The sequence below is a fragment of the Pseudoalteromonas sp. JB197 genome, assembly GCF_002332205.1.
GTDB classification, from domain to species: domain Bacteria; phylum Pseudomonadota; class Gammaproteobacteria; order Enterobacterales; family Alteromonadaceae; genus Pseudoalteromonas; species Pseudoalteromonas nigrifaciens.
Genome location: NZ_NRGZ01000001.1, coordinates 2,838,631 through 2,864,143 on the forward strand (window position 1 = coordinate 2,838,631; position 25,513 = coordinate 2,864,143).

23 protein-coding genes and 1 rRNA gene are annotated in these 25,513 nt (G+C 40.4%); 21 read left to right on the forward strand and 3 right to left on the reverse strand.

All coding sequences use genetic code 11. The annotated features are described in order from the left end of the window. Positions 1-7 precede the first annotated feature (7 nt). Genes recF through dnaA form a run of 3 tightly spaced genes read right to left on the reverse strand, consistent with a single transcriptional unit; the run spans position 8 to position 3,617 of the window. A complete protein-coding gene (recF, locus tag CIK86_RS13440; protein WP_011326735.1) occupies positions 8-1,102 on the reverse strand; it encodes a DNA replication/repair protein RecF in 1,095 nt (364 codons plus the stop codon). Positions 1,103-1,117: 15 nt separating this feature from the next. Further along, positions 1,118-2,221 (reverse strand): DNA polymerase III subunit beta, encoded by a 1,104-nt coding sequence (dnaN, locus tag CIK86_RS13445; protein WP_011326734.1) that lies wholly within the window; start codon positions 2,219-2,221, stop codon positions 1,118-1,120. Between the two features lie 13 nt (positions 2,222-2,234). Continuing rightward, on the reverse strand, positions 2,235-3,617 hold the full coding sequence (gene dnaA / locus CIK86_RS13450) for a chromosomal replication initiator protein DnaA (protein WP_041454303.1): 1,383 nt from the start codon (positions 3,615-3,617) through the stop codon (positions 2,235-2,237). 517 nt (positions 3,618-4,134) lie between these two features. Between dnaA and rpmH the strand changes: the two genes are divergently transcribed. The 21 genes from rpmH (at position 4,135) to CIK86_RS13555 (ending at position 25,507) form a co-directional block, all read left to right on the forward strand. After that, positions 4,135-4,269 (forward strand): 50S ribosomal protein L34, encoded by a 135-nt coding sequence (gene rpmH / locus CIK86_RS13455; protein ID WP_004335215.1) that lies wholly within the window; start codon positions 4,135-4,137, stop codon positions 4,267-4,269. Between the two features lie 7 nt (positions 4,270-4,276). Next, positions 4,277-4,699 carry a ribonuclease P protein component gene (gene rnpA, locus CIK86_RS13460; RefSeq protein ID WP_011329643.1) on the forward strand — a complete coding sequence of 141 codons (423 nt, stop codon included), beginning with the start codon at positions 4,277-4,279 and terminating at the stop codon, positions 4,697-4,699. Positions 4,700-4,827: 128 nt separating this feature from the next. Next, positions 4,828-5,103: a membrane protein insertion efficiency factor YidD gene (gene yidD, locus CIK86_RS13465; RefSeq protein WP_011329641.1), complete on the forward strand. Its 276-nt coding sequence runs from the start codon at positions 4,828-4,830 to the stop codon at positions 5,101-5,103. An 8-nt stretch (positions 5,104-5,111) separates the two neighbouring features. Further along, a complete protein-coding gene (gene yidC, locus CIK86_RS13470; RefSeq protein ID WP_011329640.1) occupies positions 5,112-6,746 on the forward strand; it encodes a membrane protein insertase YidC in 1,635 nt (544 codons plus the stop codon). A 135-nt stretch (positions 6,747-6,881) separates the two neighbouring features. Beyond that, a complete protein-coding gene (gene mnmE / locus CIK86_RS13475; protein WP_086996465.1) occupies positions 6,882-8,246 on the forward strand; it encodes a tRNA uridine-5-carboxymethylaminomethyl(34) synthesis GTPase MnmE in 1,365 nt (454 codons plus the stop codon). A 1,034-nt stretch (positions 8,247-9,280) separates the two neighbouring features. After that, the gene (gene mioC / locus CIK86_RS13480; protein WP_011329638.1) at positions 9,281-9,730 is read left to right on the forward strand and encodes an FMN-binding protein MioC; all 450 of its coding nucleotides are present in this window, start codon (positions 9,281-9,283) and stop codon (positions 9,728-9,730) included. Positions 9,731-10,156: 426 nt separating this feature from the next. Then, entirely contained in the window at positions 10,157-12,046 is a 1,890-nt protein-coding gene (gene mnmG / locus CIK86_RS13485; protein ID WP_011329637.1) for a tRNA uridine-5-carboxymethylaminomethyl(34) synthesis enzyme MnmG, read from the forward strand. Between the two features lie 15 nt (positions 12,047-12,061). Further along, positions 12,062-12,682 (forward strand): 16S rRNA (guanine(527)-N(7))-methyltransferase RsmG, encoded by a 621-nt coding sequence (gene rsmG / locus CIK86_RS13490; RefSeq protein ID WP_086996469.1) that lies wholly within the window; start codon positions 12,062-12,064, stop codon positions 12,680-12,682. A gap of 14 nt (positions 12,683-12,696) precedes the next feature. Next, positions 12,697-13,482 carry a ParA family protein gene (locus tag CIK86_RS13495; protein ID WP_011329635.1) on the forward strand — a complete coding sequence of 262 codons (786 nt, stop codon included), beginning with the start codon at positions 12,697-12,699 and terminating at the stop codon, positions 13,480-13,482. A 20-nt stretch (positions 13,483-13,502) separates the two neighbouring features. Then, on the forward strand, positions 13,503-14,429 hold the full coding sequence (locus CIK86_RS13500; RefSeq protein ID WP_086996472.1) for a ParB/RepB/Spo0J family partition protein: 927 nt from the start codon (positions 13,503-13,505) through the stop codon (positions 14,427-14,429). Positions 14,430-14,571: 142 nt separating this feature from the next. After that, positions 14,572-14,952 carry an ATP synthase subunit I gene (locus tag CIK86_RS13505; RefSeq protein WP_086996475.1) on the forward strand — a complete coding sequence of 127 codons (381 nt, stop codon included), beginning with the start codon at positions 14,572-14,574 and terminating at the stop codon, positions 14,950-14,952. A 14-nt stretch (positions 14,953-14,966) separates the two neighbouring features. Continuing rightward, positions 14,967-15,824 carry a F0F1 ATP synthase subunit A gene (atpB, locus tag CIK86_RS13510; RefSeq protein ID WP_011329632.1) on the forward strand — a complete coding sequence of 286 codons (858 nt, stop codon included), beginning with the start codon at positions 14,967-14,969 and terminating at the stop codon, positions 15,822-15,824. A 59-nt stretch (positions 15,825-15,883) separates the two neighbouring features. Continuing rightward, positions 15,884-16,117: a F0F1 ATP synthase subunit C gene (gene atpE / locus CIK86_RS13515; protein WP_011329631.1), complete on the forward strand. Its 234-nt coding sequence runs from the start codon at positions 15,884-15,886 to the stop codon at positions 16,115-16,117. Positions 16,118-16,158: 41 nt separating this feature from the next. Then, positions 16,159-16,629 (forward strand): F0F1 ATP synthase subunit B, encoded by a 471-nt coding sequence (gene atpF, locus CIK86_RS13520; protein ID WP_011329630.1) that lies wholly within the window; start codon positions 16,159-16,161, stop codon positions 16,627-16,629. Positions 16,630-16,645: 16 nt separating this feature from the next. After that, complete coding sequence (gene atpH, locus CIK86_RS13525) at positions 16,646-17,179, forward strand: F0F1 ATP synthase subunit delta (RefSeq protein ID WP_058374458.1); 534 nt, start codon at positions 16,646-16,648, stop codon at positions 17,177-17,179. 14 nt (positions 17,180-17,193) lie between these two features. After that, the gene (atpA, locus tag CIK86_RS13530; RefSeq protein ID WP_011329628.1) at positions 17,194-18,735 is read left to right on the forward strand and encodes a F0F1 ATP synthase subunit alpha; all 1,542 of its coding nucleotides are present in this window, start codon (positions 17,194-17,196) and stop codon (positions 18,733-18,735) included. Positions 18,736-18,795: 60 nt separating this feature from the next. After that, positions 18,796-19,656, forward strand: a complete 861-nt coding sequence (gene atpG, locus CIK86_RS13535; protein ID WP_011329627.1) for a F0F1 ATP synthase subunit gamma — start codon at positions 18,796-18,798, stop codon at positions 19,654-19,656. Positions 19,657-19,689: 33 nt separating this feature from the next. Beyond that, complete coding sequence (atpD, locus tag CIK86_RS13540) at positions 19,690-21,075, forward strand: F0F1 ATP synthase subunit beta (RefSeq protein ID WP_011329626.1); 1,386 nt, start codon at positions 19,690-19,692, stop codon at positions 21,073-21,075. 14 nt (positions 21,076-21,089) lie between these two features. Further along, complete coding sequence (locus CIK86_RS13545; RefSeq protein WP_011329625.1) at positions 21,090-21,512, forward strand: F0F1 ATP synthase subunit epsilon; 423 nt, start codon at positions 21,090-21,092, stop codon at positions 21,510-21,512. A gap of 297 nt (positions 21,513-21,809) precedes the next feature. After that, a complete protein-coding gene (glmU, locus tag CIK86_RS13550; RefSeq protein WP_086996480.1) occupies positions 21,810-23,168 on the forward strand; it encodes a bifunctional UDP-N-acetylglucosamine diphosphorylase/glucosamine-1-phosphate N-acetyltransferase GlmU in 1,359 nt (452 codons plus the stop codon). 803 nt (positions 23,169-23,971) lie between these two features. Continuing rightward, positions 23,972-25,507: ribosomal RNA gene (locus CIK86_RS13555) — 16S ribosomal RNA — on the forward strand. Positions 25,508-25,513: the final 6 nt, after the last annotated feature.

A 25,513-nucleotide genomic window follows, 5' to 3' on the forward strand; every position in this document is an offset into this window, starting at 1 on the left:
ATCCCACTTATCTTGTTATTAGGTTGCCATGTTTCACGTGGAACATTTGCAGTTCTCGTTGCATGGGTTCCACCACAGCAGAAATACTTTCAGACAAAATTGAAGATATAAAAATTTGAGAACTGCAGTGAGCTAATAGTTGCCCCACTTTCTCTTTTGTATCTTCGCTTAACTCTGAAGGTAAATCATCTATTAGCAATATAGATTGCTTATCTGTCTCTGACTCAATTAAACTATTTTGCGTTACTTTTAACGCATAAAGTAATAGCTTTAATTGTCCACGAGAGAAAATATTCTCAACGCTACTGCCAGCGACACTAAAACTAAAATCAGCCTTATGAGGCCCTTTACTAGTAAAACCTTGGCGAGCATCTCGCTCAAAGTTTAACTCTAATGCATCGCTAAGAGATTCGCTCTCTTTCCAGCCGGCATTAAAGCTTATTTCTAAATCGCGTATTAGCGTTAATTCTGCACACATTTTATCAAAAAACTGCTGCTTAAACCTACTTATATACGCCATTCTTAATTTATTTATTTGCTCAGCCAGTCTAACAAATTCTTTGTCCCAAAACTTAATTTGGTCAAAATAATTCTTTGGCTTACTTTTTAGTAGCGCATTTCGTTGTTTTAACACTTTATTGAACGATTGCCATAAAAAGAAAAACTCATGTTCCACGTGGAACAAACCTAAATCTAAAAACTTTCTGCGTTCTTTAGGCCCACCAAAAAATAACGAGTAACTCTCTGGAGTAATTATTTGTACCGGCATAAGCTGTGCAAGTTCTGATATTTTTCGGCTCGCCTTACCTTGAATTTTTAAATTCGTTTCGCCCGCTTGGGTTTTACTAATACCAATAGGAATAGATAAGTCGTGTATAGCTTTACGGCCATGAATTACAAACTGCTCTTGCTGATGCGCAATAATACTTTTATGCTTTGATGTTCTAAAAGATTTGCCGTGTGAAAGGTAATAAATAGCTTCTAAAAGGCTGGTTTTTCCGCTGCCGTTTTCACCATAAATTATATTAACGCCGTTAACTGGTTCTAGCGTCAGCGCCTCAATATTACGAAAATATTTGAGGCTCAAATGACTTAAGCTCATTGGGTACTTATAGTCTTATAAACGCATAGGCATAACTACGTACATTGCTTCTTCATCGCCTGCACCTTCAATTAGTGCGCTGCTGTTTGAATCGGCCAATGTAAACAGTACATCTTCTGTTTTTAATGTGTTTAATACATCAAGTACATAAGAAACGTTAAAGCCTATTTCTAGGTCGGCGCCTTCGTAACCAACCTCTACTACTTCCTCAGCTTGTTCTTGCTCAGGGTTATTAGCAGTGATTTTTAACAAACCATTGGATAAGTTTAAACGCACACCTCTAAACTTTTCGTTAGATAAAATAGAGACTCGCTGAAACGCACTACGTAACCATTCGCGATTAGCAGTAATGACTTTATCGCCACCACGAGGTAACACACGGCGGTAATCAGGAAAGCGTCCATCAACTAACTTACTAGTAAAGGTAAACTCTATATCGATAATACGAATATGATTAGCACCAAACTGAATAGTGACTAGTTCTTCGTCGGCTACCATAAGGCGCATAATTTCTTGCACCCCTTTACGAGGTATAATTAGCTGGCGCTGCGTATTAAGCGATTGCTTTAATTGCTTTTGTGCAATAGCTAAGCGATGTCCATCAGTGGCCACTGTTTTAATGTCAGTATTGTCTACTTCAAACGACATACCATTTAAATAGTAACGTACGTCTTGATTCGCCATCGAAAAATGCGTGCTTTCTAGTAATTTTCGCAGCTCTAAACGCGTTAGTTGAAACTCAACTTCGCCATCCCACTGTTCTAAATTAGGAAAGTCTTCGGCGGCTAAGGTCGTTAACGAAAAACGACTTTTACCGCTGGTTAGTAATAACTGATGCTCTTGTAAGCTTAACGTTAGGTCTGAACCATCTGGTAGGCTTTTACAAATATCGAGTAATTTTTTAGCCGGTAATGTTAACTTAGTATCGGCAATATCATCACCTACAAACACGCTTGCAACGAGTTCAATTTCAAGGTCGGTACCTGTCATTGAAAGTTGCCCGTTTTCTACTGCTAACAATACGTTAGATAAAATTGGCAATGTATGCTTACGCTCAATAGCGCCCGATACTTGCACTAATGGCTTTAAAAACTGTTGTCTTGATATTGTTATTTGCATAATAAAGTCAGCCTTAAGATGACAATGTTCTTATTAAATTTTGGTAATCTTCTTTAATTTCGTGGCTTTCATCACGTAGTGATTTAACCTTACGACACGCATGCAATACAGTTGTATGATCGCGGCCACCAAAGGCGTCTCCAATCTCAGGTAAACTGTGATTGGTTAACTCTTTAGATAATGCCATAGCAACTTGTCGAGGCCTTGCTATAGAGCGACTACGGCGTTTAGACAGCAGATCAGAAATACGAATTCTGTAATACTCTGCCACAGTGCGCTGTATGTTATCTATGGTAACTAGCTTATCTTGTAAGGCAAGTAAATCGCGTAGCGCTTCTTTTACAAAGTCGATAGATATAGGACGACCGGTAAAGTTAGCATTGGCAATAACACGATTAAGCGCACCTTCTAGTTCGCGTACATTAGATCGTAATTTTTTAGCAATAAAAAAGGCGACTTCGTGCGGTAAATTAATTTTACTCTGCTGCGCTTTTTTCATCAATATAGCAACGCGTGTTTCAAGCTCAGGAGGCTCAATTGCAATAGTTAAACCCCAACCAAAACGCGATTTAAGTCTGTCTTCAACGCCTTCTATCTCTTTTGGATAACGGTCAGAGGTTAAAATTATTTGCTGATTGCCTTCTAATAACGCATTAAAGGTATGAAAAAACTCTTCTTGTGAGCGCTCTTTGTTAGCAAAAAATTGAATGTCATCAATCATTAGCGCATCAACACTACGATAGTAACGCTTAAATTCTTCAATCGCGTTATTTTGCAGTGCTTTTACCATATCTTGTACAAAGCGCTCTGAATGCATATAAACTATTTTTGCATCTGGCTTATTAGCCAAAATACCATTACCTACAGCATGCAATAAATGCGTTTTACCTAAACCTGTACCACCGTATATAAATACAGGGTTAAAAGCGGCACCTGGATTATCTGCAACTTGTGTTGCTGCTGCTTTTGCTAACTGGTTTGATTTACCTTCAACAAAACTGTCAAAGGTATAATTTTCTTTTATATTCGATTTATATTCAGATTTTGGCGCTGGCTCTACAACAGGTTTTGGTTGTCGTGATTGTTGTTTGGCTTGTGTAGTTGGCGCCGATTGCGTTCCAGCAACAGATACAGGCTGTGCATTTAATAAAGGCTTACTGCCTACATCAAAACGTAGCTCTGGAGCTTCAACACCACAAATCTCTACTAATAATTCATTAATTCTATTTAGGTATTTTTCTCTTACCCAATCTAGTACAAAGCGATTAGGTGCATAAATCGTCAAGGTATCTTCGGTACTTTCTGCTTGTAGTGGTCGCACCCACATACTGAACTGCTGCGAAGGCAATTCATCTTGCAATACATATAAACAACTTTGCCAAACCGACAGATACACAGTCAAACTCCCAGAGATATAATTTTTATTCCCGCACATCATTAATGATTAAAAATCACCTCTGTAATGCGTTTAAATGGCCCAATAAGCGACCCAAGACCGGCTATTATGAAGACACTTTATCCACAAGTAAAAGACTGATTTTTATAAAATTGTTGATATCACGGTATAAAACACTTAACACAATGATTTAATACAAGTTTAATTTTAAAGCCTGAGCATAGATCATAACAAAATTAGCTCTGGATCGCGAAACAAATCTGCGATCTAATTTAGTTTTCCCCTGCTTTTATTCACTTTTTATACAGGGGCTGTGGAAAACTTCTTATTAATGATGATCCTAATAGATCACTCTTTATGATCTACATTAAATAGCTGGTATACTCTAAGGGTAGTGCGTAATTATGATTGACTTTAATACACTTCATCTATAATATCTCGCGCTCGCAATGGCACCTGTGCCAGGATCGCGACCTGCATAGGATGTTTTAACTTTAACCGATCGGAAGAGATTGTTATGAAAAGAACTTTTCAACCAAGCGTTTTAAAACGCAAACGTGCTCACGGTTTCCGTGCTCGCATGGCAACTGTAAATGGCCGTAAAGTATTAGCTCGTCGCCGCGCTAAAGGCCGTAAAGTTCTTTCTGCTTAATTTATAAGTGGAAGACTTTAACTTTGGCAGGGAGTTACGTCTGTTAACTCCCTCGCATTACTCTCGCATATTTAATGAACCCGCCCGGGCTGCAACTCCTTTCTTTACTCTTTTAGCTAAACCTAATGACCAAGATCAACCTCGGTTAGGACTTACTGTTGCTAAAAAACGAGTTAAAAAGGCATGTCAACGTAACCGTATTAAACGTTTAGCTCGCGAATGCTTTCGTTTAAATAAACACAACATCGACAATATAGATATTGTGCTTATGGTTAAAAGTGGTATTGATGAGCAGTCTAATGAAGAATTAACCAAACAACTGACCAAGTTGTGGCGTAAAATTAATGAGCGCTGCAAACCGGGTGCGCCCAAACCACCACCTTTTAAAAAGCGCCCTAATAAATCAGTTAAATCAAATAAACAGACCTAATAGCAATAGAATTACAGGGTTAATTAAGGTATCTTTAGCTCACCTTTTAATCATGCATTTGAAATCTCATATTGAGTCTTTAAATACATGGTATCTATTTACTAAACTTACGTAGGAGCATATATATCATGAGGTTACTTAAACCACTTGTTGCTTTGCCAACGTATTGTTTAGTTTTATTTATCCGCGGTTATCAAAAGTGGATTAGCCCGCTATTAGGTCCGCATTGTCGTTTTAATCCAACGTGCTCTAGTTACGCTATTCAAGCAATTAATTTGCATGGATCAGTAAAAGGCAGTTGGTTAGCAGTTAAACGCATATTAAAATGCCATCCTTTACATTCAGGTGGGAACGACCCCGTTCCTGAAAAATTAACCCATATTAACCACCAACACGAGAAATAAGAGCTGTTATGGAATCGCAACGCACGTTTTTATTCATTGGCCTGATGCTGGTGTCGTTTTTATTATTTCAAGAATGGAATACTGATTACAACACGCCAAAAGCCGATCCGAGTGCCACCACACAAACATTAAACCCAACATCATCAGAATCAGAAGATTATGTACCAACTTCATCTGACTCTGCGTTACCTGCCTCAGCAACTTTAGCAAAACGCTCTGTAATTGAAATTACAACAGATGTTTTCAAAGTTAAAATTGATACCCGAGGCGGTGATATTGTTGAAACTTACTTACTTCAATATGAAGAAACTAAAGGCAGTGAAACACCTTATATGCTGCTTGGTGAGTTTGATGGTAAACAATACTTTTCACAAAGTGGTTTAATTGGCTTAAATGGTCCTGATGCTTCTGCACAAGGTCGCCCAACTTACCACGTAGAGCAAAAGTCATACACTTTAACGGGTGATGAGCTTAGAGTGCCGCTACAGTTTACTGATAGTAATGGTGTTAACTTTACAAAAACCTATGTATTCAAAAAAGGTCAATATGATGTTGCTTTAGAATACACAATTAACAACACCACTAGCACGCCACTTCAAGTACAGCTTTACACACAAGTTAAGCGCACTGTACAAGACAAAGGCAGCATGGTTGATCAAAACTATTTAGGTGCAGCATACGGTACTGATGATGACCCGTACGAAAAGTACAGTTTTTCAGATATGGCTGACAAAAACCTAAATAAAATTACACTTGGTGGCTATGTTGCGTTTATTCAACATTACTTTGTAAGTGCTTGGGTTCCAATGCAGGATCAGTCAAATACACTTTATAGTTTAATTACTAAGAGTAATGCTGCCATCATTGGTGTTAAAGACGAAGCGGTTAATATTCAAGCTGGTAGTGAGCAAACACTTACTGCGACTTATTATATGGGCCCTAAAGAGTCTGATGTACTTGAAGCTATTCACCCAGATTTAGATTTAACCGTAGATTACGGTTGGTTATGGTTTATCTCACAACCTTTATTTGTATTGTTAAAGTGGTTACACAGTATTTTAGGTAACTGGGGTGTGGCTATTATTGCCATTACTATTATCGTTAAGTCGTTAATGTACCCACTGACTAAAGCGCAATATACTTCAATGGCTAAAATGCGTGCCCTTCAGCCTAAAATGGCAGCGCTTAAAGAAAAATTTGGTGACGACCGTCAAAAATTCGGCCAAGCCACAATGGAAATGTACAAAAAAGAAAAAGTGAACCCTATGGGTGGCTGTTTCCCTATTTTGCTACAAATGCCTATTTTCTTAGCCTTGTTCTACGTGTTCTTAGAATCAACAGAACTTCGCCACGCTGAATTTATTTTTTGGCTAACTGACCTTTCTGCGAAAGACCCATACTACGTGTTACCAATCTTATTTGGCGCCAGTATGTTTATTACGCAAAAATTACAGCCTATGACGGTTACCGATCCAATGCAGCAAAAAATGATGACCTTTATGCCGGTTATCTTCTCTGTGTTCTTCTTATGGTTCCCATCTGGTTTAGTTCTTTACTGGTTAGTGTCTAACCTTATTTCTATTGTCCAGATGCTCATCATCTACCGCGGCATGGAAAAGAAAGGTATTAAAGTAAGAGGCTAATTAAGCTCCTACTTATATAAAGGCGACTTCGGTCGCCTTTTTTATTACCTGTTTTTCACCACAGCTATTCGCTACAAATAAATCCATAGGTTACAATACCGCCATAAAGTTACTCATTGTTGGCAAATTAATAGCATGATCAATCAAGACACAATTGCAGCACAAGCAACAGCCCCCGGACGTGGTGGTGTTGGTATTATTCGCGTTTCAGGCAGCCTTGCTAAAAGTGTTGCCGAAAAAGTAGTAGGTAAAATACCTAAAGTTCGCTACGCCGATTATGTGCCATTTAAAAGCCTTGCTGGCGAGCAACTTGATCAAGGTATTGCCATTTACTTTGCCGGCCCTAACTCATTCACTGGTGAAGATGTACTTGAACTACAAGGCCACGGCGGTCCTGTAGTACTGGATATGTTACTTAAAGAAATTAGTAAAATAGAGGGCGTTCGTTTAGCAAAGCCTGGGGAGTTTTCTGAACGTGCATTTATGAATGACAAGCTTGATTTAACACAAGCAGAAGCCATCGCCGATTTAATTAATGCAACCTCAGAGCAAGCCGCTAAAAGTGCCCTACAGTCTCTTCAAGGTGAATTTTCTAAGCACATAGAAACACTTGTAGAAAAAGTAATTCACTTGCGTATGTACGTAGAAGCCGCAATTGATTTTCCCGATGAAGAAATCGATTTTTTATCTGACGGTAAAGTTTCTGGCGATTTAGATGCCATTATTGCCCAGCTCAATACGGTAACCGATCAAGCTAAGCAAGGCAGCATAATGCGCGAAGGTATGCGGGTTGTTATTGCCGGTCGCCCTAATGCGGGTAAATCAAGCTTATTAAATGCCCTTGCTGGGCGCGAAGCCGCTATTGTAACCGAAATTGCCGGCACTACACGTGACGTACTACGTGAACATATACATATAGATGGCATGCCACTGCATATTATAGACACAGCAGGTCTGCGTGAAAGCCCTGATTTAGTAGAACAAATAGGTATTGAGCGCGCATGGGATGAAATAAACCAAGCCGACCGAGTGCTGTTTATGCTTGATGGAACCGACACTATTGATACTGATCCCCATAAAATTTGGCCAGAATTTATGGCTAAATTACCCGTTGGATTAGGGGTTACAGTGATTAGAAATAAAGCCGATTTATCGGGCGATGTTGTTGGTATGGAGCAAAATCAGCAATACCCGGTCATCAGTTTAAGTGCTAAAAATGCCGATGGTATTGAGCTGGTTCGCGAGCATTTAAAAGCCTGTATTGGTTTTGATGGTGCAACAGAAGGCGGCTTTATGGCACGTCGTCGCCACCTTGATGCGCTTGAGCATGCAGCGTACCACTTAGATACAGGTAAAGCTCAGTTAGAAATGCATATAGCGGGCGAAATACTCGCCGAAGAATTGCGTTTAACCCAGCAATATCTAAACGAAATTACCGGTGAATTCACCTCAGATGACCTACTTGGAAAAATATTTAGCTCGTTTTGTATTGGTAAATAAGTTGCCAAATATATTTTAAAGAGCCCTAGAGGCTCTTTTTTATTGTCAAAATCCCCTGCTTTCACTACCTATTTCCTCCCTAAAAACAGCTTTATTGCGCTAATATTAATGCCTGATAAGAGCTGGCCAGTCTTTATTTGTTAGAGTAATGTCGTTTTAACTAAAAATAATGCCACTTTAATAGCTATAAAACGGCTAATTTATAGCATTAATGCAGTCTGTTTTTTACAAAACAGACTGCTATTTTAACTGCAGTGGATCAATTTTACGGTGGCTATTATGGTAATACTTCCTATTAAAATAGCCTTAATTAAGCTTAAGAACTGCAATATATGTTTATAATTCATTCAATATAAGAGCCTATTTTAGGCTTTTATTGACTCTAAATTACGCATATTTATAAAATTGAGTAGAGCAACACAACACCAAGTAAGCGTGAATTATATTTTTGGTCGGCCAAGTTAGCTAAAATTAATGATGATCTGCGCTGAAAAAATAAATAATCTCAGATCAGTTATCCACAATTAGCCTTTATTACCTTTTATAGAGACTTAAATTTCCGTATTTAACTAAGTAAATATCCTAGATCCGCCATTAAAACTAACTATTTACTGTTAATTGACTCATTTAATAAAAAGATCAGCTTTATTTGATCTCATTTAAATTTATTTTATGATCTAAATAGCACTTATCAACAGGCATTCTATCCACATTATGATCAGGGTATATATTATTGCTTAATAAGCTCTATTTAAGCATTTTCATATTCTTTAAATCAATAACTTAGCGATCAATCATAAATAAAAAAGTGGCTTTAAACAGAGCTTTCCCCACTGTTATCAACAACTTGATCAGAAGATTACATTTAAAGATTATTTGTTAAACCCTATTTAATCAACAACTTGAGTCGTTATAAATAACCAAGGCTAAAATTACAGCTAAAATAGTTATACAAAAAAGCACTCTTAACTTTACTGTTATACAAACTCAGTTATTATGAGCGGTAATTAAAAGCTATGTGATCACAAAAATTAATGAGTGCAGTAAATATTATTATTGGCAGCCAAATGGGATCCGCTGAATATGTTGCAGAACAATTAGCTGATCAACTTAATGCTCAAGGTATTAGTACGCAACTACATGAACAGCCTGTATTTAACGATATAGATCAGCAAAATACTATTTGGTTAATATGTACATCCACTTATGGTGCAGGGGATTACCCTGAAAATCTGATTAGCTTTATTGACGATTTAACACAAGCTGATGATTTATCTAATATAAAATACTCAGTCATTGGTTTAGGCGATACCAGTTACGATACTTATAACCTTGCTGGGCGCAATATAGATGAGTTATTAGCACAAAAAGGTGCACTTAGAGTAGCCGAACGCTTAGAGCTTAATATTCTTGATGAAGCGCTACCAGAGGATACTGCACTGGCCTGGCTTGACTCTTGGCTAGCTAAAACAGGCTTAAATTAATAGATCAAGCTAAAAAACCAAATTAAAGTTACCCACAATTTACTAATAATTTAATAGTTTTTGTGGATAAACACTGATTAAACTGCATTTATAGCTATGCTTATCCATTGGATAAGATCCGGTTGATATTGCCCTGTGCATAAAGTACCTTTTTGATCAGAGCTTATTCGCTGGATGATCCGATCATGTTCACAACTTTAGATCTGATCTAATCGCATGTTTTAAATAAAGATCTAAACCTTATCAACAGAAAAGTGCTTCAGTAGTAGTAATAGTAATAAAAGATCTCTTTAAAAGATCCTTTATATTATTAGAGATCACACACTTAGATCTTGACCACTGTTAATCATTTATCTTCTGCTAAATTCTAGGTAGAATACGCTCCCTTTTGAAGTTTACTGGTTTGATTTAAGTAGGATCCCATTAATGATTTTTCACGAAAATTTTGACGTTATCGTAGTAGGTGGTGGACATGCTGGCACTGAAGCCGCATTGGCAGCCGCACGTATGGGGATGAATACCCTGCTGCTAACTCACAATATGGATACCCTTGGTCAAATGTCATGTAACCCAGCAATTGGTGGCATTGGCAAAGGTCACTTAGTTAAAGAAATTGACGCTCTAGGTGGTGCAATGGCACAGGCCATTGACAAAGGCGGGATCCAATTTCGCACACTTAATTCTTCAAAAGGCCCAGCCGTTCGTGCAACCCGAGCACAGGCTGATCGTGCTTTGTACAAAGCGGCAATTCAAACAACATTGCAAAACCAAGATAACTTAAAGATTTTTCAACAATCGTGTGATGATCTTATTGTTGAAAACGATCGTGTTACTGGTGTGGTTACCCAAATGGGTTTACGTTTTAGTGCTCCAAGTGTTGTGCTAACCGTAGGTACTTTTTTAGGTGGCCAAATACATATAGGTTTAGAAAACTTTAAAGGTGGTCGTGCAGGCGATCCTCCTTCAATTGCATTGGCTGATCGTTTACGTGAATTACCTTTTAGAGTGGATCGTTTAAAAACCGGTACTCCACCACGTATTGATGCCCGTACTGTTGATTTTAGTAAAATGCAAGAACAAGCAGGTGATACGCCTATACCGGTATTTTCATTTATGGGTAAACCAAGTGATCACCCACAACAAATACCGTGTTACATCACCTTTACTAATGAAAAGACCCATGATGTTATTCGTAAAAACTTACATCGCTCGCCAATGTATGGTGGTGTTATTGAAGGCATAGGCCCGCGCTACTGCCCTTCTATTGAAGATAAAATTGTTCGTTTTGCTGATAAAGACAAACATCAAATTTTTGTTGAGCCAGAAGGTTTAACATCATATGAGTTATACCCAAATGGTATTTCGACCAGTTTACCGTTTGATGTGCAAATTGAAATTGTGCAATCTATTACTGGCTTTGAAAATGCTCATATTTGTCGTCCTGGTTATGCTATTGAATATGACTTTTTTGATCCGCGCGATTTAAAACGTTCATTAGAAACTAAATTTATTGATGGCTTATTTTTTGCGGGCCAAATAAATGGTACTACCGGTTATGAAGAAGCGGGTGCTCAAGGTTTAATTGCAGGTATGAATGCTGCTTTAAAAGTTCAGGGTAAAGAGTCTTGGACTCCACGTCGTGACGAAGCTTATGTGGGTGTACTTATTGACGACTTAACTACTTTGGGAACGAAAGAACCTTATCGTATGTTTACTAGCCGTGCTGAATACCGTTTATTATTGCGTGAAGATAATGCCGATATTCGTTTAACTGAAAAAGGCCGCGAATTAGGCTTAGTGAATGATGAGCGTTGGCAGGCATATAACGAAAAAATGGAAGTGATCGCTAAAGAGAAACAGCGTATTAAAGATACCTGGATCCACAAAGATCATACTATGATAGATCAAGTTAATGCATTGCTAAAAACGCCATTAACGCGTGAAGCTAGTTTAGAGGAATTATTACGTCGTCCTGAAATTCGTTATAACGATCTAATGGCAATTGACGGCTTAGGATCTGAATTTACTAATCAAGCCGCGCTTGAACAAGTTGAGATCCATACAAAGTACGCAGGTTATATTGTGCGCCAGCAAGATGAGATCAATAAACAGTTACGCCATGAGCAAACAATTTTACCAAAAGAGTTTGATTATAAAACCGTATCGGGTTTATCAAATGAGGTTGTTGCTAAGCTGATTGATGCTCGCCCAGACACTATTGGTCAAGCTTCGCGTATTTCTGGTATCACCCCAGCGGCGATTTCGTTATTATTGGTGTATCTGAAGAAGCAAGGCTTGTTACGCAAATCTGCATAACGGCGAGGGTACCTAGTGTTACAGCAACAATTAACTACATTGTTAGCGCAAACTAATATTGCGCTAACCGAAAAACAACAGCAACAGCTGGTTCGTTACGTTGAGTTATTAACTAAGTGGAACAAAGCTTATAATTTAACCTCAGTACGCTTACCTGAAGAAATGATGGTTAAGCACATAATGGACAGCTTAGTTGTTGCACCTCATTTACCCGGTCATCATTATATTGATGTAGGAACTGGCCCTGGCTTACCTGGTATTGTATTAGCGATTGCATTACCTAACACTCATTTTGTGTTACTTGATAGTTTAGGTAAACGTGTACGTTTTTTAATGCATGTTAAACATGAGCTAGGACTTGATAACGTCACTCCGGTGCAGTCAAGAGTTGAAGAATATCAGCCAAGTGTTAAATTAGATGGTGTACTCAGTCGCGCATTTGCTTCATTGCAAGATATGGTTGACTGGTGTGGACACTTAATTGATCATTCAGGAAAATTTATTGCCCTTAAAGGTGTGTTCCCTAGCGAAGAGCTAGAGTCATTATCGACTGGCGTTAAGTTTGAGCAAAAAATTGCATTAGAAGTACCTAATTTAGATGCACAACGACATTTAATTATTCTTTCTAAAGACTAGGGATCAGAGACACTGTGGCAAAAGTCATCGCATTAGCAAATCAAAAAGGTGGTGTAGGTAAAACTACAACCGCTGTTAACCTCGCTGCATCTATGGCTGCAACAAAACGAAAAGTGTTGTTAATTGATCTCGATCCGCAAGGTAATGCCACTATGGGTAGTGGCGTAGATAAGTATGGCGACGTGCCAACTATTTACGATTTGCTGATAGAAAACAAGCCAATTGAAGAGGTTATAATTAAAGAAACCTCTGGTGAATATCATATGATTGCTGCAAATGGTGATGTAACCGCTGCAGAAGTAAAATTAATGGAATTATTTGCCCGCGAAGTACGTTTGCGTAATGCGCTGGAAAAAATTCAAGACCAATATGAATTCATTTTTATCGACTGCCCTCCTTCTTTAAATATGTTAACAGTAAATGCCATGGCTGCAGCCGACTCTATTTTAGTCCCTATGCAATGTGAATATTATGCGTTAGAAGGTTTAACCGCATTAATGGACACCATTACGCAACTTGCCAAGTTAGTTAATCCTAAGCTACAAATTGAAGGCATACTTCGTACTATGTACGATCCGCGTAATCGATTAGCTAATGATGTATCAGAACAATTAAAACAACATTTTGGCGATAAAGTTTACCGCACAGTGATCCCGCGTAATGTTCGCTTAGCCGAGGCACCAAGTTTTGGTGCACCAGCGATGTATTATGACCGGGCATCAAGTGGTGCTAAAGCATATTTAGCACTGGCTGGTGAAATGTTACGCAGAAAAGAAAAAACAACGCCAGTTGTCGCCTAACTTTGAGGTAAAAAAATAATATGTCTGCTAAAAAAAGAGGTTTAGGCCGAGGACTCGATGCGCTGTTAAGTTCATCAAAACCTGCACCAACAAGTAGCAATGAGCAAAATTCGTCAAATACAACTGACATTATGCACAATGTAACGCAATCTCAACAAAGCGAATTACAAAAATTACCGATCGAATTTTTACACTCGGGTAAATATCAACCGCGTAAAGATATGTCGGAAGAAGCATTAGAAGAGTTAGCTAGTTCAATTCGCGCGCAAGGCATTATTCAGCCAATTGTAGTGCGCCCTATTGCTCAAAATAGCTATGAAATTATTGCCGGTGAACGTCGTTGGCGTGCAGCACAAATAGCTAAGCTTGATACTGTACCTTGTATTATTAAAGATGTACCCGATGAAGCTGCGGTTGCTATTGCTTTAATAGAAAATATTCAGCGTGAAGATTTAAATGCCATGGAAGAAGCGGTTGCTTTAAACCGTTTACTAAATGAGTTTGAATTAACGCATCAACAAGTAGCCGATGCCGTTGGTAAATCTCGTACTACAGTGACTAATTTATTGCGTTTAAATAATTTAAATAATGACGTAAAAACATTGTTAGAACACGGCGATATTGAAATGGGCCACGCTCGTTGTTTATTAGCGCTTGAGGGAGATACGCAATCTGATGCGGCGCGTTTAGCTGTGGCTAAAGCACTTACAGTGCGAGAAACCGAAAAGCTTGTACGTTCAATTTTAGAGCCTGTAGCCGCTAAAGAAGCAACAGAAAAAGATCCAGATGTTAAACAGTTAGAGCAACAACTCGCTGAAAACATAGGTGCCAAAGTAGAAATAAACTATAACAAAAAAGGCAAAGGTAAGTTGGTTATTTCTTACACAAACCTTGATGAATTAGATGGCATTTTAAATCGTATCAACCAAGACTATTCCCAGCATTAATAAATAACATGTCTAAAATGAGACAATTGTCGTTATTTTACACCACAATACAGCTACTCAAGTTGCAAAACTGGCAGGATTAAGTATAATTTCGCCAGTTTTCATACCCTGACAATTAGAACGCCATTAAGGTTAACTAAACGTGACGAATAAGTTAGCAAGACCGTATAGGCTTGCCGCATTGAAATTAATTCTTCTGCAGGGAGTAGTAGCGTTAGTTACTACAGTAATTATTTTTTTAGGTTGGGGAATAAATGCCGGGTTATCAGCATTTGCTGGAGGCACCGTAGCAGTACTCCCCCACTTAGTATTTGCCCTCTACGCATTCAGATATATGGGTGCGAGTAAAGTAAATCAAGCGTATGCCTCGTTAAAGCGCGGCAACGGACTAAAATTTATGCTAACAATCATATTGTTCGCGCTAATACTAAAGCTTTACCCGGTAGTGTTACTGCCTTTTTTTAGTGCTTATGTGTTGGTGTTGTTTACTGGATTGTTTGCACCCGTTTTTTTTAAACATTAACTTTGGGATATAACATGGCTGCAGAAGAAGTTACTCTATCTAGCCATATTCAGCACCACTTGACCAATGCGAAGATGTGTTCGACCGATGCCGGTTTAGCCTTCAATAAAGCATGTGCGGATAGTGGATTCTGGACATGGCATGTGGATACCCTCGCATGGTCTATCGGATTAGGTCTAATATTTTTATGGATCTTCCGTAGTGCCGCAAAAAAATCAACACTTGGTGTACCAGGAAAATTTCAGTGTTTTATTGAAATTATCGTTGAGTTCGTTGGCGACAACGTACGCGATACCTTCCACGGTAAAAGTAAGCTTATTGCGCCATTAGCCCTAACGATATTCGTTTGGGTGTTCTTAATGAACTTAATGGACTTAATCCCGGTTGACTTTTTACCATCATTTGCAGGTTTCGTTGGTGAAACAGCATTCGGTATGGACTCACACGACGTGTACATGAAAATTGTACCGACTACCGATATTAATATGACCTCTGCACTTGCGCTGGGTGTATTTATTTTAATGGTTGGTTTTGCAATAAAAATCAAAGGCATTGGCGGCTTTATTAAAGAACTAACGCTTCACCCGTTTAGCTCTAATAACGTGTTTGTGCAAATTTTATTGATTCCTTTCAACTTGTTACTTGAGCTTATCGCATTGGTTTCTAAGCCATTTTCGTTAGCACTACGTTTATTTGGTAACTTGTATGCAGGTGAATTGATTTTCATCTTGATTGGCGCAATTGGTTTTATGCAGTTACCACTGCACTTTGTATGGGCAGTATTCCATATCTTAGTTATTACACTGCAAGCATTCTTATTTATGATGCTGACCATTGTTTACCTAAGCATGGCAAGTTCAGATAATCACTAATTTATAATCTTTACCTTTAATATTTAACTTTAATTACAATTGAAACTTTGGAGAAAAAAATGGAACTAGTATTAGGTCTTAAGTACATCGCAGTAGCTTTACTAATTGGCTTCGGTGCAATCGGTACAGCAGTTGGTTTTGGTAACATGGGCGGTAAATTCCTTGAAGCATGTGCGCGTCAACCTGAGCTTGCACCTTCGCTACAAGTTAAAATGTTTATCCTTGCTGGTCTAATCGATGCTGTAGCAATGATTGGTGTTGGTATCGCTATGGTATTGTTGTTCGTACTTTAATTTTATTTTTTGAACAGCTTACTATTTAAGGAGGAGCGGTTGTGAATTTAAACGCCACTCTTATCGGTGAATTGATTGCGTTTACGGTGTTCGTACTTTTTTGTATGAAGTTCGTATGGCCACCACTAAACGGTGCAATTGAAGCTCGCCAGAAAAAAATCGAAGATGGTTTAGCTGCCTCTGATAGAGCCGAAAAAGACTTAGAACTAGCGCAAAAGAAAGCTGCAGAACAGCTTAAAGATGCCAAAGTTCAAGCGGCTGATATCATAGACCAAGCTAAAAAGCGTGCTGTGCTAATTGTTGACGAAGAGACAGTTCGTGGTCAACAAGAGCGTGAAAAAATCATTGCTCAAGGGCACTCTGAAATTGAATCAGAGCGTAACCGTGTGACAGAAGAGCTACGTAAGCAAGTAGCAACTCTGGCAGTGGTTGGCGCACAGAGAATTTTAGAGCGTGAAATTAATCAAGCTGCACATAGTGACATCGTTGAAAAACTTGTCGCTGAGCTGTAACTAGGAGGGTATGAGCATGTCTGAATTGACTACTATCGCTCGCCCATACGCTAAAGCGGCTTTTGAACTTGCCGTTGAAAAAGGCACTATTGAAAGTTGGAACGAGATGTTATTTTTTGCTGGCCACGTTGCTAGCGATGAAAAAGCATCTGCGCTTCTAGCGGGTATGCCTACTGCTACTACACAAGCTGAATTATTTATTCAAATTTGTGCTGAGCAGCTCAACGAACAAGGTCAGAACCTAGTTAAGGTGATGGCTGAAAATGGACGTTTGATCGCACTACCAGCAGTTGCACAGTTATTTGCTAAATTTAAAGCAGAATACGACAAAGAAATCGACGTTGATGTGATTTCGGCAACCCCTCTTGTTGCAGCGCAACAAGAGTCATTGGTAGCGGCACTTGAAAAACGTTTCGCACGCAAAGTTAAGCTGAATTGTAGTGAAGACGCAGCAGTAGTTGGAGGCCTTATTATTAAGGCGGGTGACACTGTAATCGACGGCTCTATTCGCGGTAAATTAAACCGCTTAGCCACAACACTACAATCGTAATTGGGAAAAAGAGCATGCAACTTAATTCCACTGAAATTTCAGATCTGATCAAACAACGTATTGAGCAGTTCGAAGTTGTAAGTGAAGCTCGTAACGAAGGTACTATTGTATCTGTTACAGACGGTATCATCCGCATCCACGGTCTAGCTGACTGTATGCAAGGTGAGATGATTGAGCTTCCAGGCAACCGTTATGCTATCGCACTAAACCTTGAGCGCGACTCAATTGGTGCAGTAGTAATGGGTCCGTACGCGGATCTTACTGAAGGCGTAAAAGTATATACAACTGGTCGTATTTTAGAAGTGCCTGTTGGTCCTGGTCTACTTGGTCGTGTTGTTAACACACTAGGTGCTCCGATCGATGGTAAAGGCGCGCTAGATAATGACGGGTTTGAACCTGTAGAAAAAATTGCACCAGGTGTAATCGAGCGTAAATCTGTAGATGAGCCAGTACAAACTGGTTATAAATCTATCGATGCGATGATTCCAGTTGGTCGTGGTCAACGTGAACTTATCATCGGTGATCGCCAAACAGGTAAAACTGCACTAGCAATCGATGCAATCATCAATCAAAAAGGCACAGGCGTTAAGTGTGTGTACGTTGCGATTGGTCAAAAAGCATCTACTATTGCTAACGTAGTTCGCAAATTAGAAGAGCACGGTGCATTAGCAAATACTATCGTAGTTGTTGCATCTGCTTCTGAATCAGCGGCACTTCAGTACTTAGCACCGTTCGCGGGCTGTACTATGGGTGAATACTTCCGTGACCGCGGTGAAAACGCTTTAATCGTATATGATGATTTGTCTAAGCAAGCAGTTGCTTATCGTCAAATTTCATTACTACTTAAGCGCCCACCAGGTCGTGAAGCATACCCAGGTGACGTATTCTATCTTCACTCTCGTCTTTTAGAACGTGCTTCGCGTGTAAACGCTGAATACGTTGAAAAGTTCACTAATGGTGAAGTGAAAGGTACAACTGGTTCATTGACGGCATTGCCAATCATTGAAACTCAAGGCGGCGACGTTTCTGCGTTCGTACCGACTAACGTTATCTCTATCACCGATGGTCAAATCTTCTTAGAAACTGACCTATTCAACTCAGGTATCCGTCCGGCAGTAAACGCTGGTATTTCGGTATCGCGTGTTGGTGGTGCTGCACAAACTAAAATCGTTAAGAAACTAGGTGGCGGTATTCGTCTAGCCCTAGCTCAGTACCGTGAATTAGCTGCGTTCTCGCAGTTCGCGTCTGACCTTGATGATGCAACTCGTGCTCAACTTGAGCATGGTGAGCGTGTAACAGAGCTAATGAAGCAGAAACAGTACGCGCCAATGTCTGTTGCTGAAATGTCTTTGTCGTTATTTGCTGCTGAAAAAGGTTTCCTTCAAGATATCGAGATCGCTAAGATCATGGATTTTGAAGCGGCTTTACTTTCGTATGCAAATAGCACATACGCAGAGCTTGTGGCTCAAATCAATGAAACTGGTAACTACAACGCCGAGATCGAAGCGCAACTTAAAGAACTTCTAACGAAGTTCAAGTCTACGCAAACTTGGTAATATAGTTATTAATGGTGCGCTTTAGGAAACTAAAGCACACCTTGATTCGGAGAGAGAGTCATGGCCAGCGGAAAAGAGATTAAAAGCAAGATCGGTAGTATTAAAAATACTCAAAAGATCACTAGCGCAATGGAAATGGTTGCTGCGTCTAAAATGAAAAGGGCGCAAGAACGCGTTGCTACAAGCCGTCCATACGCTGCAAAATTACGCACAGTGATTGGTCGTGTTGCTCAGGCAAATCTTGATTTTACCCACCCTTTTTTAGAAGAGCGTGAAGTAAAACGAGTTGGTTATATTGTTATCTCTACAGACCGTGGTCTGTGTGGCGGTTTAAACTCAAATGAGTTTAAAAAAGTTGCACTAGATATTAAAGCATGGAAAGAAAAAGGTGTAAGCGCAGAGTTTGCAACTTTAGGCAGTAAAGCTGCTGGTTTCTTCCAACGCTTTGGTGGTCAAGTCCTTGCTAAAAAAGCAGGCTTAGGAGATAAACCTTCAATTCAGGATATAATTGGTCCTGTAAAAGTAATGCTTGATGCATTCTCTGAAGGTAAAATTGACCGTTTATTCTTGGTATACAACAAGTTTGTAAATACCATGAAGCAAGAGCCAACAGTAGATCAGTTACTCCCTTTGCCAAAAGCTGAAGAAGAAGTATCTGCCCACACATGGGATTACTTGTATGAGCCAAACCCAGACGCTATTTTAGAAGCGTTGTTAGTACGGTTTGTTGAGTCTCAAGTATACCAAGGTGTAGTTGAAAATGCTGCATCTGAGCAGGCTGCCCGCATGGTTGCAATGAAAGCTGCAACAGACAATGCCGGCGACCTTATGGATGAGTTACAGCTTATTTATAACAAAGCTCGCCAAGCAGCAATCACACAAGAAATTAGTGAGATTTGTTCTGGTTCAGCAGCAGTTTAATGCTTCAGGCAAAGATTAACGAGAGGAATAGACATGAGTTTAGGTAAGGTCGTCCAAATTATCGGTGCCGTTGTGGATATTGAATTTCCACAAAACAACGTGCCAGCCGTATATGACGCGCTAAGAGTAACAGATGGCGATTTAACTGGGTTGACTCTAGAAGTTCAACAACAGTTAGGTGGCGGTGTGGTACGTACTATCGCTATGGGTACTACAGACGGTTTGCGTCGTGGTGCTTCGGTAATGAATACAGGTGAGTCGATTCAAGTTCCAGTTGGTAAAGCAACACTTGGTCGTATCATGAACGTACTTGGTGAGCCAATCGATGAAGCTGGCCCAATCGGCGAAGAAGACCGTATGTCTATTCACCGTGCAGCGCCTACTTACGAAGAGCAATCAAGTTCAGTTGAGCTTTTAGAAACTGGTATCAAGGTTATCGACCTTGTATGTCCATTCGCTAAAGGTGGTAAAGTTGGTTTATTCGGTGGTGCCGGTGTTGGTAAAACCGTAAACATGATGGAACTTATCCGTAACATCGCAATCGAGCACAGCGGCTACTCAGTATTCGCCGGTGTTGGTGAGCGTACACGTGAAGGTAACGATTTCTACCATGAGATGAACGATTCAAACGTACTTGATAAAGTATCGCTTGTATACGGTCAGATGAACGAGCCTCCAGGTAACCGTTTACGCGTAGCGTTAACAGGTCTTACTATGGCTGAAAAGTTCCGTGACGAAGGTCGCGATGTACTTTTCTTTGTAGATAACATCTACCGTTACACACTTGCTGGTACAGAAGTATCTGCACTTCTTGGTCGTATGCCATCAGCGGTAGGCTACCAGCCTACACTTGCTGAAGAAATGGGTGTGTTACAAGAGCGTATTGCTTCTACTAAGACGGGTTCAATCACTTCAATCCAAGCGGTATACGTACCTGCGGATGATTTAACGGATCCATCTCCAGCAACTACCTTTGCTCACTTAGACGCAACTGTAGTACTTTCGCGTGATATCGCGTCACTTGGTATCTACCCAGCGGTAGACCCACTTGATTCATCTTCACGTCAACTTGACCCACAAGTAATTGGTCAAGAGCACTACGATACAGCACGTGGCGTTCAAACAGTTCTTCAGCGTTATAAAGAACTTAAAGACATCATTGCAATCCTAGGTATGGACGAGCTTTCTGACGAAGATAAGCAACTTGTATCTCGTGCACGTAAAATCCAACGTTTCCTATCTCAGCCATTCTTCGTGGCAGAGGTGTTTACAGGCGCGTCTGGTAAATACGTATCACTAAAAGATACAATTTCTGGCTTTAAAGGCATCTTAAACGGTGAATTTGATGACATGCCAGAGCAAGCGTTCTACATGGTTGGCTCTATCGAAGAAGCTCAAGAAAAAGCCAAAAGCATGTAACTTAGGAGGGGAGTATGGCAGCTATGACTGTACATCTTGATGTAGTAAGCGCAGAGCAGAGTTTGTTCTCTGGCCGTGTTGAATCGATTCAAGTTACTGGTAGTGAAGGTGAGTTAGGCGTTAATGCTGGTCACGCTCCACTACTTACTGCCCTTAAACCTGGTATGGTACGTTTAGTTAAGCAATTTGGTGAAGAAGAGTTCATCTACATTGCTGGCGGTACATTAGAAGTACAACCTAATCTAGTGACTGTTCTTGCTGATACAGCTGTTCGTGGTGAAGACCTTGACGAGCAAGCTGCAGAAGCTGCTAAACGTGACGCTGAAGCTCAAATGGCGAAAGGTGCATCTGCTGAACTTGATTATAATCAAGCCGCAGTGCAACTAGCTGAAGCAATTGCTCAGCTACGCATTATTCAGCAATTACGAAAAAAGTAAGCCTATCTGGTTTTTAAAAGCCCACATAACGTGGGCTTTTTTGTGCCTGTAATATAAATCAGCAATGTTATAAAAATTATAAATTTACTTTTTGTGCTCACTATTTATCCCTTGTTACTTATATCCATCACTAATCCCCGTTACAATAACGCCATTGAAGTGTCTGAGTGTTTCAGCCAAGATTCAGTAGTCAGTAATTAAGCTACTGAGTATTTGCACATGATGTGATTTACATAATCTACTGTGCACCAGTACGCGCTTATTTAGCTAAAACAACGAAAAAAGGAAATTGTTTTAATGTCTCTAACAACGGTTATTCTTGCAGCGGGTAAAGGTACTCGCATGCGCTCAGCGCTACCTAAAGTTCTTCATAAAGTGGCTGGCAAACCTATGGTGCAGCACGTTATTGATAACGCAAAAGCACTAGGTGCAACTACTACTAACTTAGTTTACGGTCATGGTGGCGAACTATTACAACAACAACTGGCCAACAACAACGTAAATTGGGTACTCCAAGCTGAGCAGTTAGGTACGGGTCATGCAGTAGCGCAAGCCAACTCTCATGTTAATGACGATGATACAGTGCTGATTTTATACGGTGACGTGCCTTTAACTAAGCAATCAACGCTTGAACGTTTATTAGCTGCGACACCTAAACATGGTTTAGCGGTATTAACCGTAAATTTAGCCAATCCAAATGGTTACGGACGTATGCTACGTGTTGATGGCAAGTTAGTGGGTATTGTTGAGCAAAAAGATGCCAGCCCAGAGCAATTACTTATTAGCGAAGTAAATACCGGTATTATGGCCGTTAATGGTCGATTGCTAAAAAGCTGGTTAGGCAACTTATCTAACAATAATGCACAAGGCGAATATTACCTAACCGACATAGTGGCAATGGCGCATAGCGAAGGTGTCGAAATTACATCAGCTCAGCCAGATCACCCAATGGAAGTAGAAGGCGCTAATAATCGTATACAACTAGCTGGCCTTGAACGTGCGTACCAAGCATGGCAAGCACAAGAATTAATGCTTAATGGGGCAACACTTGCCGATCCTGCCCGTATAGATGTTCGCGGAACAGTCACCACCGGTGAAGATGTACTAATAGATATAAACGTGATTTTTGAAGGCAAAGTGACTATAGGTCATAACGTTGAAATTGGACCAAACTGTGTGCTCAAAAACTGCAGCATTGGCGATAACGTTATAATAAAAGCTAATACACTCATAGAAGATGCAACAGTTGCTGCTAAATGTACGCTTGGTCCCTATGCCCGCCTTCGCCCAGGTGCAATTATGGAAGAAGACTCACATGTTGGTAACTTCGTCGAAATGAAAAAAACCCGTTTAGGTAAAGGCTCTAAAGCTAATCACTTAAGTTACCTAGGTGATGCTGAAATTGGCGAAAAGGTTAATATTGGCGCGGGTACTATTACCTGTAACTATGACGGCGTTAATAAAGCAAAAACCATTATTGGCAACAATGCCTTTATTGGTTCTAACTCATCGCTTGTTGCACCCGTAAATATTGGTGCAATGGCAACAATTGGTGCAGGCTCTGTTATTACGAATACAGTAGCAGATGAGCAACTAGCTATTGCTCGAGGCAAACAGCGTAATTTAGATGGCTGGAAACGCCCAGTTAAAAAATAACGACTTATATTTAGTTAAAAAGTATAAGTAGATAGAAGCGAGTTATTAACTCGCTTTTTTATTGTCTGAACGATATGAGCCCCCTACTCTACATCAGATATTTAACTGAGTATTTTGCTAAACCTTAAAAGGTGCAAAGTACCGGCTCTTAATTTATTTAGAGCTACTCAGTAAAGTACTATAACTAAGCCGCATTTAATTATTTAAACATAACATTTAAACTAAACAACCTACCTTCTACCTAGCGTAACTATAACTTCCCTATTACTGCCATTTATTTGGTGCTTTTTTAAGCTTAAACTTCATTGCAAGCCTTTGTTTGTATACCTTTTATACAATATTCATTTAATTGTCATAAAGCGGAAATAAAGTGTTGACCCTCACTCGTTTATCCCTATAATGCGACCCCACTGAGAAGGGAAACGCCGAAGCATAGCAAGGCAGCAACTACTCAGAGAGTTAAATAAAACTTCGGTTTTAAATCTTCCAAAAAGAAAGTTTAAAACAAAGTGTTGACTCGAAAAATAAAGGATGTATTATACGCATCCCTTGAGACGCTAAAGCGACTCAAAACGTTCTTTAACAATATAAAGCAATCATCTGTGTGGGCACTCGTACAGATTGAGTTCTAACAGCCAAGCTTAGTTCGCTAAGTAAGGCAAACAAATTAGAGTCTCAATTGAAAACTGAGTGACCAACAGAAGTAACTTATTTATAAGTTGCTTCGGCACAGTCAATTCAATATCGAAAGATATTAAAATAAATTCAGAATTCATTGAGCTGTCGAAAGACATAAAACTTTTTAATTGAAGAGTTTGATCATGGCTCAGATTGAACGCTGGCGGCAGGCCTAACACATGCAAGTCGAGCGGTAACAGAAAGTAGCTTGCTACTTTGCTGACGAGCGGCGGACGGGTGAGTAATGCTTGGGAACATGCCTTGAGGTGGGGGACAACAGTTGGAAACGACTGCTAATACCGCATAATGTCTACGGACCAAAGGGGGCTTCGGCTCTCGCCTTTAGATTGGCCCAAGTGGGATTAGCTAGTTGGTGAGGTAATGGCTCACCAAGGCGACGATCCCTAGCTGGTTTGAGAGGATGATCAGCCACACTGGGACTGAGACACGGCCCAGACTCCTACGGGAGGCAGCAGTGGGGAATATTGCACAATGGGCGCAAGCCTGATGCAGCCATGCCGCGTGTGTGAAGAAGGCCTTCGGGTTGTAAAGCACTTTCAGTCAGGAGGAAAGGTTAGTAGTTAATACCTGCTAGCTGTGACGTTACTGACAGAAGAAGCACCGGCTAACTCCGTGCCAGCAGCCGCGGTAATACGGAGGGTGCGAGCGTTAATCGGAATTACTGGGCGTAAAGCGTACGCAGGCGGTTTGTTAAGCGAGATGTGAAAGCCCCGGGCTCAACCTGGGAACTGCATTTCGAACTGGCAAACTAGAGTGTGATAGAGGGTGGTAGAATTTCAGGTGTAGCGGTGAAATGCGTAGAGATCTGAAGGAATACCGATGGCGAAGGCAGCCACCTGGGTCAACACTGACGCTCATGTACGAAAGCGTGGGGAGCAAACGGGATTAGATACCCCGGTAGTCCACGCCGTAAACGATGTCTACTAGAAGCTCGGAGCCTCGGTTCTGTTTTTCAAAGCTAACGCATTAAGTAGACCGCCTGGGGAGTACGGCCGCAAGGTTAAAACTCAAATGAATTGACGGGGGCCCGCACAAGCGGTGGAGCATGTGGTTTAATTCGATGCAACGCGAAGAACCTTACCTACACTTGACATACAGAGAACTTACCAGAGATGGTTTGGTGCCTTCGGGAACTCTGATACAGGTGCTGCATGGCTGTCGTCAGCTCGTGTTGTGAGATGTTGGGTTAAGTCCCGCAACGAGCGCAACCCCTATCCTTAGTTGCTAGCAGGTAATGCTGAGAACTCTAAGGAGACTGCCGGTGATAAACCGGAGGAAGGTGGGGACGACGTCAAGTCATCATGGCCCTTACGTGTAGGGCTACACACGTGCTACAATGGCGCATACAGAGTGCTGCGAACTCGCGAGAGTAAGCGAATCACTTAAAGTGCGTCGTAGTCCGGATTGGAGTCTGCAACTCGACTCCATGAAGTCGGAATCGCTAGTAATCGCGTATCAGAATGACGCGGTGAATACGTTCCCGGGCCTTGTACACACCGCCCGTCACACCATGGGAGTGGGTTGCTCCAGAAGTAGATAGTCTAACCCTCGGGAGGACGTTTACCACGGAGTGATTCATGACTGGGGTGAAGTCGTAACAAGGTAGCCCTAGGGGAACCTGGGGCTGGATCACCTCCTTATACGAT